Raw genomic sequence first — 16,308 nt, forward strand, 5'->3', positions numbered from 1 at the left:
TTAAAATCATCTCCTTTTCCCGTATTCATTAGTCTTGTTGGGGGGAAAATTCTTTTTATTAGGATAATTGTTGTTTGCGGGGGATTTCTGATTATTTCGATTATGATTTATCTCATCGAGATATTTTTTATACCTCGCCATGTAACCAAAGAATAACCCCAAGGCTTTGAGGTACATTTCATCTGATTTAAATCTCTTTTCTATTTCATTTAGTTTATCTAAAACAATCATTAAATAAGTTTTTTCATCATTATTTGAAGCTCTTCCAATTTGGTAGTGTAGATAATTTAAAAATTCCTCTTTACAATCTGATTTAATTGCGGTAGCTGCGTATTTTCTAATCTGCGTATTTTTTGGAGCTTTTTTGCCATGCTCATCCATCAGTTTCTTCATCTCATTTATGAGATACGTTTTTTCTTCTCCTGACAACATTATTTAACACCTCCAACGGTATTCAATTTTGAATAATCTACTACCAAAAAACTTCCAAACCCGCTTCCTGTTCTGTGCCCCAAACCATCTAAAAACATTTGCCAAATTTCTTCTATACAATTTTCATTCTCAGATTCCAAAATGATTACCGATCCTGCTTTTAATGTTTCATAGAAAGTTTTAGTGTTGTTTGTTCCAGTATTCCATGAGGAAAAAGTGTCTTTTCGATAAATAGTTTGCTTTACCTCAAAACCGCTAAATAGACCTTTTAACTCTTTACCAACAGGAACTATTAGATCAGATGTGAGTAATAGTGGAATATATGTGCTCTCAGAATTTATATGTCTTTTTACACTTTCTGTGAAACTTTTTATATTTTTTTCGAATTGCTCTTTTAGATTATGTAAGGGGATTATCTTTGCCTTCATTTTTCCAAAACCCCTAGTTTTTGAATTTCCAACGGAGATGCTATCGATCCTGGCAAGCATTTCTATATATTCTTTATTTGAGGATCTTATTATCCCAACCATTTTTTCGAAGTGTTCAGTGATGTAACTTCGTAACTGTCCTGCTTTAGTGGCTCTTGTTTGCCTGGAAACTGCAGTTTGAGTATACTGTTTGGTATCTGATTCAACATTAATTATTGAATTGTTGAAATAATCGAGGTAACCCCCAACATTTTCAAGTCTTTCCCCATCAGTCGACATATCTTCTAAAGACAGTAAATTTCTACCTATGTTTATATTGTTTTCGACCATTTTTGCCAAAGCCAAATCGAAGATGCCTGTATCAGTACTCTTGTACTTTCTTTTCATAGTGGTGGATGGAGATGGAGCCATTACCTTATCTCCTTTGGAAGGAACTACTGTTGGGAATTTTACTTCTTCATTTAAAACTATTTTTTCAAATAAAGGATCGTTGGAAATTATTTGAGCGTAAGCCCCTCTAATTGTTTCACCGTAGATAATTTTTGATGATTTGTACATATAGTTTTTTGATCTCTCTTTTATAGCTAAAAAAGGTTCTAATGGTTCTAAAACAAGAAGTGCGTAATTTTCAAAATCTGTACTTACTTCGACTTTTGAGTTACTATCTTGATATTCAAAGGAAATATCAACCAATCCATAACCTGCTGATTTCATCCCACCGATTTTCTTAACCATTTTTGTCAATCCATCCAATAACTCTTTTTCTTTAGCGGTTAATTCACCATCGACATAAATATAACCTTCCAAAATATTACCGTTAGCCAATGCGTTTGTACTAAAAAGCTTGTTGTGAGCATGGGTTTTGGTTTTTCTATTGAGTACTACGTGTGTTTTTTCAATGTATGAGGGATCCTTACAAATTATCTTAGAGAACTGTAATTTCCCTTGCTTTGAACCTTCCATTCCAAAGAGGCTAAATACTTCTTGTTTGTATGGGGTCAATGTATCGGCGGTTTCTCTTAAAGCACCTTTTAATGCAGAGCCTGGTATGTAAGCTGAGTTTATGTCTCTTTTTTGTGATTTGTTCCAGATACTAGAAACCTCTTCAGAAACTAACAAAGGGGACTTTGTTTCAATGGCCACTTTTATTTTCATTTTTCTCCCCCTCTTCAATAAAATTTAAAAGATCTATAGAGCTTAAGACTCTTGTTCTATTTTCTTCTGGAAAAAATATATATGTGTACAATTCCTTTAATCTTTGTTCGTGTTGGACGTTTTTAATATTTTTTACGAAGAAATAATTAATGTTCAACTTAATTACAGGAGAGATTTCATTCATCAACTTCACAACCTTTATTAAGAACTTCTTCTCGTCACTATTTAAGCTTTCCAACAACTTTAGATAACTTTTGAAATAACTAATCTCCATTCCTTCTGCCATAATTTCTTTAATATCGTTGTTAGGGCTGAAAAACTCCTCACTTTTAACTTCTGTACTATTGTTCCATAACACCCTTGTAGCGATGTAATTTTTCTCTGTTTGACCGTTTTTATAATCATTGTAAAACTTAGACTTAGCTTGCTTCAAAAGATTGCTCGAAGCCTCAAAAATCATTTTTAAGGGCATACTCTTTTTACAAAAAAGTATAGACCCACAGTAACTTATGCCGTTTCCTTTGCCATCGATATTCCCGAATTTTTCAGATAGAATTTCATCTAACCTTAAAAATATTTTAAAAGCTTGCTTTGCTGGAACAAAAAGCATTATGTCGTCTCCTCCGAGGATCGGAGCGGCGTACTTGTTTTCCAAATTCTTTTCTTTTATTACTTGTTTGACAGCGCTTTCAGATGCGTTTTCGATGTTTTGAGATAATGTTATGTATTCTTTGTCAGTTTTTATTCGGGAATAGACTTTTCCTAAGTTGTTACCATCGATGTAGATGACCCCAAGCCAATCCGTCTGTTTATCTTTATCATGCTCTGTGTCAATGTCCAAAAGTGAGTCTGCGAACTTTTCTTTTTTTATTTTTTCTTCTCCTGAGTCTATCTTCTTTTTGCATATTTCACATACTTTCATTGTATTGGATTCGTTAGGATCAGCTGCTCTATGGATAATTTCTGAGGCGGGATAAGTGTTGCAAGCTTCACAGAGGTCAAATTCAGGGGTGATTCTTTTCATCTCCGTACTTTTTGAGTTTTTCTCTTCCCTCATATTTGAGGCTAATAAAGAAAATAATTTATAAAAATCTGTCTGTTCCGTGAGGTTGTTGAACTTAAGATTAAACTCTTTTTCTAATTGCGAGGTGTTTAAATCTACTTTTTTTAAACCGTGTATCAATTCTGAAGGATAAAAATCAACCTTTGAAATTGTTAAAAAGCCACCTGGTACAATCTCTTTAAAGCTTTGTCTTAATTCTTCCTCAATTCGTTTAGAATCGTCTTTTAATATTACCGCTAAGCCTGTTCCGCCAACCGCATGAACTACGTAAGAATTTTCTTTGCTTAAGAACTCGGTTACTTTTTTGTCGTAATCTGAGACCATCTTGCTTGCGCCTATAATAGCTTTAAACTCAGAGGAACTGAAGATATAATTCTTGATGCTGTCCACATCGTAAGATAAAACGGTCAGAGGCTTTTGCTTGAAAAAATCGTTGTTCTCGATCCAATCATTTGGTAGATCTGAATAACGATTTTTTAGAATACCATAAATCTTTTCCCTACTGAAAATATCAGGCATGATTCACCTCCTGGATTTTGACATGATTTTTACGTAATTGAGAAAATTATACCACAATTTATACACAATGGTCAAAAATTGTTGTTTATAAACTCTTCTATCTTTTCTTTAGCCAAAAGCATTTCTTCAGCATTTTCCGCCGTTGTTTGGACTCCAAGATAAAGTGTACCTTTTTTTGTATTTAAGATAATTTTGATTTCATCACCAAAGATTTTTACTTGATTACGCTTTCCTGATACTTCTTTTTCGTTACCGCCCTTTACGTAAACTTTCTCTATGAAATCCAGCTTTTTAAATTTGTCCTCTAAATTGAATTCTAAAATTATTTTTTTCGAATGCTCTTCGGAGTTGGAATATTGCATTATAAGATCATTTTTTCTATGTTTTAGGCTTAATTGATTTTTTTTTGTCAGGTTGAAAAATTGTTTAGCAGATTCAATAAAAACTTGTCCCATAGGGCTTAATTCTATGTATTTAACGTTATCGACATCTCCGAAGTTAAACAAAGGCGTTAACCGCTCGTCCAAAACTTTGTACTGATTAGCTATCTCAGGAGTGTATTCAATAAAACCCTCATCGTCAAATTGATCGATAAAATACAAGTAGTCAAGATACAGTTTGTAATCAAGACTTAATGGTAATGGTGGTAGTTTTATTACAGTAGGGAATCTTTCAAATTGATAATAAACTGGTATATTCATTCCTTGACCGAGAGCCAAGGCAAATGCTATTTGAGCCTTGTATCCCCCTGTTGCATTTATAATCGTAGAAGGTCCATGTTCTTTAAGTATTGCAGACATACTTTTAACTAGATTCTTTAAGCCATATCTTTTAAAATCTTCTCTATTTTCATCATCCAGTCTTTCTATCTTCTTAACTTCTACTTTTTCAAACGAAGAGTCTTTTGAATATTTAAAGTATGCTTCTAAAAGCTTACCAACTTTTTCCCCAGTTTTTGTATCAGATACCAAAAAGTACAAGTTTTTTCTTTCTTCAATGTATCCTTCTTTTATAATGCTTTCTACAGAGTTAATCTCAGCCCCTAACATCCTTTCATTTTCTTGCTTTATCTTGTTATCTAAAAGTTTATCTGCAAGTTCTTCTAGTCTTTCTGATTCATACAACTTTTTTAGCTCATCGTCTTTACTTATGTTTACATACAAACTAGCTCCAACCGTCGCTATCAAAGTATCAACCATCTTTAAACCCTCCTTTTATGTTAATTTTTTTGCTGCCTAAGGCAATTATTATTCTAAATCATCTAATATTCTGTTAAATATTCTTATTTTTTCAGTATTTGGGAGACTCTTTTCTTGTATTAATGCTTTTGCCAAATCCAATTTTGCAGTATATCTTTTTGTTTTTTCTTTTTCTTTTGTTTCTTGATAGGTTAAATTTTTTATTATCTTTTTTGTTTCATTATTTGATTCATTTATCAATCTTTTTGTTTCTTGACCATAATTAATTCTATCACTTCTTATTTTTTCTCTCAAAACTCTGCTTTCTTCTTTTATCCTTTTCTTTTCATAATTGTATCTCATACCAGATTCTATTGTATCCAACGTATTTTGAATAACATTTATACTTCTTAAAAAGTTCTGATTTTTTGGTTCTATTCTAGTTAATTCACCAATTTTTTTAGATTCTTCCATATAAACTCTCCTTTCATTTTTTATTTATCTTCTATTTTCTATCTTCTTCCTTTTGCTGTGTAATTTCTGTAATACCATTCTCTTCCTCTTTGTCCACATGTTTCTTTTATAAGAATTTTATATTCGTGAGTAATTCTATTATTTTCTTTTACTTTTTCACAGTATTTGATTTTTTCTGAATTTAAATTTCTTATTTCTTCTACTGTCTTTCTATGCATTTGGATTAAGCTATTTTTTTCATCTTCTAGATTTTTGTCAAGATAATCAAGATTGTTAATTCTTTTGTTTAGCACTTTTATTTCATTTGAAATTTGATCAGCTAAACTTTTTAGATTACTTATTTTATTATTTATTAGATTCTTTATTTGATATAAACTATCTGCTCTTCTTAATGATTGATAATGTTTATCTATTAATATTTTGTAATTAAGTTGGTTATCTCTATATCTCTTATATTTTTCTAATTCAATTTTTGCTTGTTGAATTTTTTGATACTCATTTTCAAAAACAGCTTTGTAATTATTTTCCATAACTTCTTGAACAAACATATTAACAATAAACGAACCTGCAAAAATAAATCCATACAAGAAGAAATTCATATAATCACTCCTTTATTTGTATTCATTATATTAGCAGGCAGTTATTAAAAAATATTAATCATACTTTAGACTTTTGTATGTTTCTAAACGAATTAATCCCCCCAAAGCCCTGCTATAATGTCATCTATATAACCTATACCTCGGTATAAAATATTGCAATATGACTATTTGTTAAGATTATACATGTATGTTACCATATTTATAGTGCTTTGAATTTTTAATTTATTGTTTTAGAAACGCCCTTGAGTTCGGGTTTGTAAGATTCAAAAAAATGTTTATAGATTTGCTTGTTTTCTCTATCTAAATCAATGATTACTAGGTTATTTAAAGCCCTTGTCATGCCTGTGTATATCACTTCTTCGCTGTCTTTGGAATCTATTATTAAAAATATAGTATCTAGCTCTAACCCTTTAAAACTGTGAGTTGTGCTTAACTTAATTGAATTGTTTTTAAAATTAAAATTGTATTTCTTACTTTTTCTAACTTTATCAAGTTCAATTTTTAATCTTTTTTTAAAGTATGGATCCCTGTAATCTTCGAATTGTTCTTTTAGATTTTTTACTATTTTCTCGAATGTTTCTTGATCTTCAAAGGTTGTATGTGTGCGTGATTTCTCATTTTCAATGTGAATTTTTTCCAACCTTCTAAGAATCCAAACCTTGGAACTAAGAATCCCAACATTTTTTGACTTCACGTTTAACAGCTTTAATTCATTGAGTAATATGTTCAGAATTGTATATTCTACATTTGGCTTTTCTCCACCTAAGTAATAATAATTATAATAATAAGAGCCAAAAAGTATTTGTTGATCTACATATCCTCCGATTTGTTCGTATATGTACTTTTTACTTAAGAACTCTTTCTGAAAACTATTTATTATTTGAATGAATCCATTATTAATTCTATGCGTATTCTTTAGTTTCTTCCATGACCCCGGAATGTTAGTTTCTGGCTTTTTATCCTGGCCCATCTTTCTTTTATAAATATTTTGTTTTTCATCTGCAAAGACTACATACTCACCATTTTCTGCTAAAAAACAATTTTTAATTATCTTAAACCACTCGTATTCAAAATCTTGAGCTTCGTCAATGAATATGGCTTGAAACTTTTCAAATTTATTCTTATTCTTTTCAAAAAACTTTACATCTTTATATATTTTTTTATTAATTATTGGAAAACACTCATTGTTCAGTTGGGAGGTTAAGAATTCGTGGTAGTTAGTTATTATAAAATCGTTCCATTTAAATTTTTCTGGTATATTACTCAACATTTCCTTTATATAATTGACTAACGTTATATTGAAAGTAAGTATTAAAACTGGACTTTTAGTTCTTTTATAAGCATTTATAGCTCTTTGTGCCATGATTAATGTTTTCCCTGAACCAGCAACCCCTTGTATTTTTTGAGACCCAGGTCTGCTTGCGGTAATTGGTAATTGTTCGTCTGAAAAGGTAATTTCATCTTTACTATTTTCCATATAATGAAAGAAAGGGTATAAAATACTTTTAAACTTACCATATAGAACGTCATTAAAATAATTGCTCTTAGAGTTTGAATCCAGATGAGAATCTTTCATTACCTTTGAAAAGTAATCTCTATTTAACAGATCTTGAGTGATTATATAACTATATCCACTTTTTATTAGCCCATTTTGCTCTGTGATATATTTGTTAAATTTCTCCTTTATTCTTCTGGTGTTTTCATTGCTAAAAAATACAGCTGTTTTTATAACCCCATAAATTTTGGGATTTTTAATTGCCTCTTCTGCCAACCCTTCAATGTGCATGTTGAAAATTGTATCTTTATAATTCTCTACTTGTCGGAAAGGGGAGGAAATTGGGGTCAGATCACTGTTTAAATTCCAATGAGTGTTTCTTAAATTTTTGCTATTTTTGTTGTCGTTGGTATTGTTAGGGGGAGTAATGTAGTAATTATCTAAATTCCAGTCTTTCACTTCTATAATTAATACTCCATGCGATTTTTTCATTAATACAATGTCTGGATTATCTCCGTTTATATTTGGTTGAAAAAAGACTTCTAATTCCTTGTCTGGATATGCTTTCAAAAAATTTAGAAACTCCCATTCACCTTTAGTGGGAGGGACTTTCATCTCTCTTATTCCCTCAAACGAAGGGAAAAAATTAGCCACCAAACTTCAACCTCCTTTTGCCTGATTCAGATTTTTTGCTAACTATGACCATAAACCTGTTAACCACCACCTTTTCAAATAGATGTTGATATCTCAAATACCTTCATGTTATTAGGAGGCAGTTATGCCATGCTTTAGTCTTTTCACTATTAAATCAATGTTATATATGCTTATCAATTTGCTAATGCCTAAAATAAAAAAACGCCTAATAAAGGCGTTTTGAAAAATCTTTTTGCACAAGTCGGCAAAATTTATTCCTTGAAGGTAGAGTAGACACTTAGGTTATACACTCTATGGGAACTGGCAGTCGTTCTCGTTTTTATTCCTTAAAGGTAGAGTAGACACTGAAACAGAGCAGGAAGCATTAAGAGGTAGGACGATGTTTTTATTCCTTAAAGGTAGGATAGACACTGGAGAAAGTTCAGGTTTGTTAGAAAAATTAAATATAGAACGTTTTTATTCCTTAAAGGTAGGATAGACACAAATTTTGCGACGTTTGAACAATTTGGCAACTATATGTGTTTTTATTCCTTAAAGGTAGGATAGACACTATCATGATTTTAATTCTCTGTATCCATCCGTGATGAGTTTTTATTCCTTAAAGGTAGGATAGACACGGAGTATATCCAATGGGGTGATAGAGAAAGGATTAGTTTTTATTCCTTAAAGGTAGGATAGACACTTCCTAGAAACGATCCAGCCCAACGAAGAAGTAAGAAGTCTTTATTCCTTAAAGGTAGGATAGACACAGAGAGCTAGAAACACAGCTCTCTTTTTTTATTTTGGTTTTTATTCCTTAAAGGTAGGATAGACACCCATAGGTTCACGATAAAAAGTGTATCATAAAAAATTACAATTGTCAAGCAAAACTTTGAGAAAATGTTAAAAATCAATTCAAAGGCTTATGGAATAAGCCTTGTGACTTTTAACACTTGTCTGTCGATCCCCTGGGTTTTTTATCCTATTGGAGGTCGACAGACATTTTTTTATATCATTTTCTTTTTTAGGTTAAATAGATAAATATTTGTTTATTAGAAGTTAAGTTAAACAGTGTTTTCGCTTAACTTAAAGTTATATAAGCAAAATTGATGGATATTTAGGTTCCATATTTGTTAGAAATTGGATATGATGCAGATCTTGGGGCAAGGAATTCTATTATTTCCTAATATATCTTTTATTTTGCTTGGTGTTGGATCTTTTTGATTAGATGTCTGATTGGGTTTTATTATGTTTTCTTCAACAATTCGATCTTTTGTTTGAGTTGTCTTTTGTAAGGATGAACTCTGTTCTTCGAAATCTATTCTTTTACGATAAAAATGTTCCTTTTTACCTTTTCGACCGTGAAGTCATTAATAATGTAATCTTTATCAATCTCAAGTTTTTCTTTTGCTCTTGTAATAGCAACGTAAATTAAATTAATCTCTTCCTTTTTGAGTATGATTCTATTTTCTTCTAGCATTCTTGTAAGATTTGCAAAATCATCAAGAATTTTTACTCTATTCCACTCAAGGCCTTTGGATTTATGCCCGGTAGTGAGAATGACTTCTGCATCTTTTTGAGACGTACTTCTACTTTCAAGTTCTGTGACAAGTTTGCTGATATTTTCGTTTTTATGTTTTAGAACAATATCAATCTTGGTTTCAAGATCGATTTCATTCGCTTCATGTGCATATTCTCTAAGTTTATCAAAAGATTCAAAATTTTTCAAAAACTTGTCGTAAATGGCCTCCCTTCTTTGAAAAATTAAATTTTGAATATCAATTAAATCTTGGAAATTATAGCTGTTGATGCCTCCGACAAAGTGGAATTTTACACTTGGGTTTTTTTCTATTTCGTCAACAGCATAGTCAAAAAGCCCGGCGTTTGTCCTAGCAATCACAGCCAAAGGATCTTGTATATCTGATTGATCAGCTTTGAACAATCCTTTGAAGGGAACAGAAGCATTAAGCAGTTGTAAATATGGATTTGCCTTTTGTACTATGTCGTGTCTACAACGAAAAGACTGTGAAAGATAGAGTGTTTTTACACCATCTATTGTTGAAAGCATCTCTAGACTATTAATTGCTCCACGCCAGCTATAAATTTGTTGATACTTGTCCCCTATAAATACTTTCTTTGCATTTTTTTGAGAAAGAACAATATCTATCATTACACCTGAAATATCTTGTGCCTCATCCACCATAATAATAGAATAAGGTAAAGTAGGATTTGAAAGCTGATAGAGTTTGAGGTAGAAGTCATGCTCAAAAGGAAGCGATGAATCGTTTACAATTCTTTCCCAAATTTCAGGAAGCTTACTCAATATATAGCGCTCTGTTTTTATATTTAGTTTCCCAAATCTTTCGACCTTATTATATTTTATTTCTTTATAAGCTTCCATATCGTAGGCTGAATTTGCAAACTCTCTAATATATGAAAGTAGTAGTGAGGCTGACTTGTATCTGATACGTTTAGTTACGTCATCTAAAAAGTCCATTAAATCGTAAGCCCGAAGTTTACCAAATCTTTCCTTATAGTTCTTTCCAATGGCACCATAGGCGAGAGAATGCATCGTCTTGACAGTGACGTTGGGCAAGTGAGCAAATTTTCTTTCTCCTTCTTCCTTCATGGATCGGTTGTAAGCCAAAACAAGTATCTTTTCTTTTGGCCTTGCTTGGGCAAATTGAACAAGAGTTGAAGTTTTGCCAGTTCCTGCATAAGCATTAACAAGAAGAATGTCTTTAAAATTTGCATCTACAATAGCCTTCTGCTCTAAAGTTGGTTTAAGCAAAGGAATCACTCCAATTTTTTAGAAATTCCGGACTTTTTCATACACAAAAACCAGATGACAAACCATCCTTTTCATAACGCATTCTCATATAAAGCTTTATAGTTTATTATTATTTTTTCTTATAAGCAGGTAAAAACTTAGGCGTAGTTTGCTAAGTAAATGAGGGTTTGGAAAGGGTTTCTAAGGAATTATGAAAAAAGTTTTCGCCAGTAAGTAGCAAAATTTATTTCGTTCCTCATAGGTAGGATAGATACCAGAAGAAGCGATGTCCGTAGTAGGACACGAAGATACTTTTTTATTCCTTAAAGGTAGGCTAAGACATAAGCGTCGTTTGCGGGGCAAACGAGGTTAGGAAAAAATTCTAAAGCATTTTGAAAAGGCGTTTTGCAGAGATCAGCAAAATTTATTCCTTAAAGGTAGGATAATACACACGCGTCGTTTGCGGGGCAAACGAGGTTAGGAAAAAATTTCTAAAACATTATGAAAGAAGCATTTTTGCACAGATCAGCAAAAGTATTCCTTAAAGGTAGGATATACACGGGTTTAAAATTGTAAAGACCAACACTCTTAGCCCATTAGTGTTTTTATTCCTTAAAGGTAGGATAGACACCCTTTGTTTCGGTTTCGTTCAACTACTGACTAAGTTCATGTTTTTATTCCTTAGAGGTAGGATAGACACCCACAAAGAATAATAGAAGAAATATTAAAAGAAGCCTAGTTTTTATTCCTTAGAGGTAGGATAGACACATTTGTTAAATCTGCCAGATAATTTACAAAGACAAGGTTTTTATTCCTTAGAGGTAGGATAGACACCAATTGCAACTCTGACTTTACCATCTCAATATATTCATGTTTTTATTCCTTAGAGGTAGGATAGACACCAAGAGTCTATTAGGCTTAAAGCGTTTTTTAATCCTAGTTTTTATTCCTTAGAGGTAGGATAGACACTTGAACTATAATATATATACCAAAAAATAAATTTTTTCGTTTTTATTCCTTAGAGGTAGGATAGACACCCATAGGTTCACGATAAAAAGTGTATCATAAAAAATTACATTTGTCAAGCAAAACTTTGAGAAAATGTTAAAAATCAATTCAAAGGCTTATGGAATAAGCCTTGTGACTTTTAACACTTGTCTGTCGATCCCCTGAGTTTTTTACCCTATTGGAGGTCGACAGACGTTTTTTTTTTTCATTTTCTGTTTTAGGTTAAATAGATAAATATTAGTTTATTGGAAGTTAATCTAGGCGGCTTTTTTGTTTAACTTGGGGTTGTATGGGCAACAAAATGCCATCTTTCTTAGTGAATTGGTATTTTTGTCATACTCACTATCAACAATTTTAAAAGAAAATTGTTGTGAAAATCAGATCGAACATCAGGATTATAGAGAAAAACCGTAAGCTTCCAATAACCTTTTCTCTTATCTTATTTTAGATTTTTTTCCTAAGTGTTATAATATACACGAGGTGATAAGATGAGGCTTTTTATAAAACTAAGTGTCGATAATCTTTCTCTGCCAGTTCATTATAATCATTATCAACAGGCGTTGATTTACAATTGGATCAATGATGAATATTATCAAAGTTTTTTGCACGATGTAGGTTTTAAGGCTGATAAATCAACTTTTAAGATGTTTACTTTCTCAAAGTTTTTTGGTAATTATAACTACAATCAAGATACTAAAATGATCACCTTCATGGATAAGATTTGGTTTACTCTTTCATCACCAAATGATAAGTTTTTAGAATACATTATTGATAAGATACTATTCACCAAAAAATACTTTCTAAATAGACAAGAGGTGCAAGTTGAAGATATCAAGTACAGTAAGTTTTTACCTTCCAAAGGTTTAGAAGTCGAAACCAAATCACCTATCACTGCTCACGTTTCTTTAAAAGATAACGACAAAACTAAAACACGTTATTTATCACCTGCTGATATTGAGTTTAATGAGATAATAAGAAGTAATTTGATACGTAAATTCGAGGCTTTCTATGGCTGCGAACCTCAAGATGACAACTTTACAATAAAACCTTCAGATGGTCATTTGAAGATGACAATTTCCAATTATAAAGGGTTTATAATAAAGGGTTGGGAAGGAAAATTTTATATAAGTGGGTCACCAGATTTGTTAAAAATTGGATACGATGCAGGTCTTGGAGCAAGGAATTCTATGGGATTTGGTTTAGTAGAAAAGATTAGAAATTTTAGGTGATTGTTCAATTAATAAAGTCCAAATAAAGATTTAAGAAATTCAAATATTGCACTAAGAATGATAATAATAAAGAAAACTAAAAAGAACCAACCAATATTTCCTAATATATCTTTTATTTTGCTTGGTGTTGGTTCTTTTTGATTAGATGTTTGATTGGGTTTTATTATGTTTTCTTCAACAATTTGATTTTTTGTTTGAGTTGTCTTTTGTAAGGGCGAGCTTTCTTCTTGGTTTGTTTTTGTTTCTTGAATTGATTCCACTTTCTCGCTTTTTTGCTTTTCTTTATTCTTCTGCTTTCTGTTTTGTTCTAAGGCTATAGCTGAAATCAGAATGATCACTCCCAAAAAAATCATACCAACGGATCCATTTGATATACCAGCGTTAATTGCGCCCAAAACAATGAGCCATATAATTACAGCTGTTCCTACATTGTATAGATACATGTCATCTCTCCTTAAAAGCTGAGTTTTACGAATCAAGTCGTTATTATCAAAGTAAAGTATTTATCTATTAACCGATCTAGATTAATTATTTGACTTGTTAGTTATGAATAAGGGCTTTTTTTAAGAATAAATCTGTCGATCCCCTGATTTTTTCCATATTAGGGGATCGACTTTACAAACTCATTTCAAACTTTGGTTATACTTCCAATAATGCCAATTAGAGATATTGGAATTGAAATGAACCAAGCTAAACTATAGGTTATAAAAGTTAGTAGGAATATTAGAAAAACTTTTATTTGACTTATTGCAATTCCCTCTTGTTCAAATCCTTTTTTAAGATTTTGATAGAATGTTGGTTTGTTTTTTAGTTTTGGAATAAAATGTAATGTAGTGTAAGCCAAAGTGGCGGATATTAAACTAATTAATATATAGATTTTCAGTAGCAGAAGCAGCAGATAAATCTCCTCCTTAATGGTTTTTTAAAGTTTTTTTATCTGCACAATAGTTACAAGGCAAGCCATGTTTTCCGTAGTGTTTGCTCGTCAAAAAGTGTGAGAGTATTTATTTTTCTATTTCTAATATGCATGTTAAAAGCTAAGAGTCATTAGAGTGGGAAATGAATTTTTGGAAGCGTTTCTAAAGCGTTGCGAGTGGAAATTTTCGCGCATGTAAGTGAAATTTATTCCTTAAAGGTAGGCTAAGACACAAGTGTCGTTTGCGAAGCAAAGGAGAATAAGGAAATTTTTTCTTAGGCATTATGAAAAGGACGTTTTGCACAGATCAGCAAAAAACCATTTTGCACAGGGCGGCAAAAAGCGATTTGCACAAATCAACAAAAATAGTGTATCATAAAAAATTACAATTGTCAAGCGAAAATTTGAGAAATTGTTAAAAATCAGGTCAAAAGTTTATGGAATAAAGCTTTGGCTTTTTAACACTCATGTTAACCATAGGTAGTTATACTTTCTCTTAAACTTTTCGCTATTATATCGTTGTTATACAAGCTCAACAATTTACTATAGTCAAAAAACAAAAAAGCGCCCTATAAGGGCGCTCTTTATAGTTTATAAAAATTTTATCGATCGTTGTTAGTTCTTTTCAACACATACTCACAGTATTTTTAATTTAACTTAATCCATACTTCTTCTTTATAATTTTGTATGATGTGTTGAATGAATTCATCCGCTGTCATGGTGGATGTGACAAAAGCAAGAAGGGAAGCTAATGGAGGAATTAGAATACCAGCGTTTATCGCACTACCACCAAAAGCAATTCCAATAGGCAAACTCATAGGGGGGAAAATTAAAAACGTTACTACTGTAGTTCCACCTATTATTCCCCATTTTATTGTGTTATATAATGCAGGTTTTTCATATTTCATATAGTTAATCTTACTTGTATAAAAGTCGTAGTTTTTACTGTAAGAAACATAAGCATCTACTGTGTTGTCTTCTTTAGCAACATACATTTCTCCAAAGAAAATGCCTTTTTCTTCAAGATAGCTTACTCTAACTTCTATTTGATTTCCTTTCGAATCACTAATTTGTTGAGTTTCTATGGGTGTTTCTGCTTCATCATATCTAGTTAAAGTTATAGATGCAAATGAGTTCAAAACTATTCCTATTATCAAAATAATTAATACACCTTTTTTCATTTTATCACCTCACAAAAATTTTTATGCAAAACGATTTTGCGGTAAACATTTAAGTAGTTTTGTTCAAAGACTTTCTCTTTGATATCGCTTGTATCACCTCCTTTATATTTTGTCTGGAACAATTATTAATTATTTAAGGGAAGGAAAATAATCTAACTCAAATGTAGGGTAGTAGTTTCCATGTTATCAGGAGACAGTTAGATGGGGAGTTTTTCTATAACTCTTTTTTAAATTGAGTTATATTTGGTAAGTTGAGTTCATATATTTGAAATGAGTAGTTGGAAGTTATTCTAATGACATTTTGATGTTTTAATCGTCATTCTCAATTACGTCACTGAATTTATCTCTGAGAAAACTTATAGCTGCTACCAAGATTCCAAGATCATCTATTGGATTCCCAGGCAAAAAGTCAATCGGACTGATTAGATAAACAAGTGTGAACAGAGCAACTACTATAGCCATTGTTATGAAACTAATCAAACCAGTAATTTTCTCAGAAGGTTTTTTGGAATAAGGTTCAATAGAATTTCTGTTTGGTATCAACTATCTCACCTCCTCTTTATTTTGTTCGGAGCATTTGCTAACCTTTTGTGAAAAAGAAGGTAAATTAGTTTAATTTTAGGATGGTAGTTTCCATGTTATCAGCAGGCAGTTAGACGGGGTGCTTTTCTATAATTCTCTTTTAAATTGAATTGTCTTTGGTAAGTTGAGTTCTTATATTTGGTAGGGATTGTTTCTTAATGGTTATGAAGAAGGTGTAATTTGTTTTGCAAATTAGAATTTGGAGGTTATTTTTGAAGAATTAAGAAAAGGTGTTTTGCATAAGGCAGCAAAACTTATTCCTTAAAGGTAGACTAAGAGACAAACGTCATTTGCTTCGCAAATGAGAGTTGGAAAGTGTTTCTAAAACATTAGGGAAAAAAACGTTAAGCACAAGTTAGCAAAATTTTTGTTTTGAAGAAAAATCTGTCGATCGCCTGGGTTTTTTACCTTATTGGAAGTCGACAGACATCTTTTGTGGAAGAAAATACTGTACTTTCATGTTATCAACAGGCAGTCACATTATGAAGCTCTTAGTATGATTCAATATTAAAATTAATTATCTGTTGAATCAGTCCAATTTTCATCTTCTTTATATGAATTAAAAGTACTTGCGAACGTACAGGGCGTATTTATTTTTTCCAATACCCTTTTGTTTGAGTAGTTCTCTAAATCTTTCTACCTTTTC

General features: G+C 31.5%; 12 protein-coding genes and 2 CRISPR repeat arrays. Of the genes, 1 reads left to right on the forward strand and 11 read right to left on the reverse strand.

Annotation, left to right across the window (positions count from 1 at the left end):
* Positions 1-6 precede the first annotated feature (6 nt).
* The 8 genes from X925_RS05815 to X925_RS05850 all read right to left on the reverse strand — a co-directional run bounded on the left by X925_RS05815 (position 7) and on the right by X925_RS05850 (position 10,767).
* Complete coding sequence (locus X925_RS05815; RefSeq protein ID WP_103064520.1) at positions 7-432, reverse strand: hypothetical protein; 426 nt, start codon at positions 430-432, stop codon at positions 7-9.
* Positions 432-2,015: an RAMP superfamily CRISPR-associated protein gene (locus tag X925_RS05820; RefSeq protein WP_121959389.1), complete on the reverse strand. Its 1,584-nt coding sequence runs from the start codon at positions 2,013-2,015 to the stop codon at positions 432-434. Before X925_RS05820 ends, X925_RS05815 begins: the two co-directional genes overlap by 1 nt.
* Positions 1,993-3,597 carry a hypothetical protein gene (locus tag X925_RS05825; protein WP_121959390.1) on the reverse strand — a complete coding sequence of 535 codons (1,605 nt, stop codon included), beginning with the start codon at positions 3,595-3,597 and terminating at the stop codon, positions 1,993-1,995. The genes X925_RS05820 and X925_RS05825 overlap by 23 nt, the downstream gene beginning before the upstream one ends.
* Positions 3,598-3,668: 71 nt before the next feature.
* Positions 3,669-4,796, reverse strand: a complete 1,128-nt coding sequence (locus X925_RS05830; RefSeq protein ID WP_121959391.1) for a putative CRISPR-associated protein — start codon at positions 4,794-4,796, stop codon at positions 3,669-3,671.
* 48 nt (positions 4,797-4,844) lie between these two features.
* The gene (locus X925_RS05835) at positions 4,845-5,249 is read right to left on the reverse strand and encodes a hypothetical protein (protein ID WP_103064524.1); all 405 of its coding nucleotides are present in this window, start codon (positions 5,247-5,249) and stop codon (positions 4,845-4,847) included.
* A 38-nt stretch (positions 5,250-5,287) separates the two neighbouring features.
* Positions 5,288-5,848 carry a hypothetical protein gene (locus X925_RS05840; protein WP_121959392.1) on the reverse strand — a complete coding sequence of 187 codons (561 nt, stop codon included), beginning with the start codon at positions 5,846-5,848 and terminating at the stop codon, positions 5,288-5,290.
* 217 nt (positions 5,849-6,065) lie between these two features.
* Positions 6,066-7,997 carry a DNA/RNA helicase domain-containing protein gene (locus tag X925_RS05845; protein ID WP_146026691.1) on the reverse strand — a complete coding sequence of 644 codons (1,932 nt, stop codon included), beginning with the start codon at positions 7,995-7,997 and terminating at the stop codon, positions 6,066-6,068.
* Between the two features lie 247 nt (positions 7,998-8,244).
* Positions 8,245-8,812: a CRISPR direct-repeat array (repeat unit 30 nt; unit sequence GTTTTTATTCCTTAAAGGTAGGATAGACAC).
* Between the two features lie 482 nt (positions 8,813-9,294).
* The gene (locus X925_RS05850) at positions 9,295-10,767 is read right to left on the reverse strand and encodes a UvrD-helicase domain-containing protein (RefSeq protein WP_199171495.1); all 1,473 of its coding nucleotides are present in this window, start codon (positions 10,765-10,767) and stop codon (positions 9,295-9,297) included.
* A 509-nt stretch (positions 10,768-11,276) separates the two neighbouring features.
* A CRISPR array of direct repeats spans positions 11,277-11,783; the repeat unit is 30 nt; unit sequence GTTTTTATTCCTTAGAGGTAGGATAGACAC.
* 459 nt (positions 11,784-12,242) lie between these two features.
* Between X925_RS05850 and cas6 the strand changes: the two genes are divergently transcribed.
* Positions 12,243-12,983 carry a CRISPR-associated endoribonuclease Cas6 gene (gene cas6, locus X925_RS05855; protein ID WP_121959395.1) on the forward strand — a complete coding sequence of 247 codons (741 nt, stop codon included), beginning with the start codon at positions 12,243-12,245 and terminating at the stop codon, positions 12,981-12,983.
* Between the two features lie 8 nt (positions 12,984-12,991).
* On the opposite strand, the gene X925_RS05860 is transcribed toward cas6, so the two are convergent.
* The 3 genes from X925_RS05860 to X925_RS05870 all read right to left on the reverse strand — a co-directional run bounded on the left by X925_RS05860 (position 12,992) and on the right by X925_RS05870 (position 15,623).
* Positions 12,992-13,426: a hypothetical protein gene (locus X925_RS05860; RefSeq protein WP_121959396.1), complete on the reverse strand. Its 435-nt coding sequence runs from the start codon at positions 13,424-13,426 to the stop codon at positions 12,992-12,994.
* A 1,120-nt stretch (positions 13,427-14,546) separates the two neighbouring features.
* Positions 14,547-15,080: a hypothetical protein gene (locus X925_RS05865; protein WP_121959397.1), complete on the reverse strand. Its 534-nt coding sequence runs from the start codon at positions 15,078-15,080 to the stop codon at positions 14,547-14,549.
* A 309-nt stretch (positions 15,081-15,389) separates the two neighbouring features.
* Positions 15,390-15,623, reverse strand: coding sequence for a DUF1232 domain-containing protein (locus tag X925_RS05870; protein ID WP_103064536.1), 234 nt, complete (start codon positions 15,621-15,623; stop codon positions 15,390-15,392).
* Positions 15,624-16,308: the final 685 nt, after the last annotated feature.

Source organism: Petrotoga sp. 9T1HF07.CasAA.8.2, assembly GCF_002895585.1.
Taxonomy (GTDB): domain Bacteria; phylum Thermotogota; class Thermotogae; order Petrotogales; family Petrotogaceae; genus Petrotoga; species Petrotoga mobilis.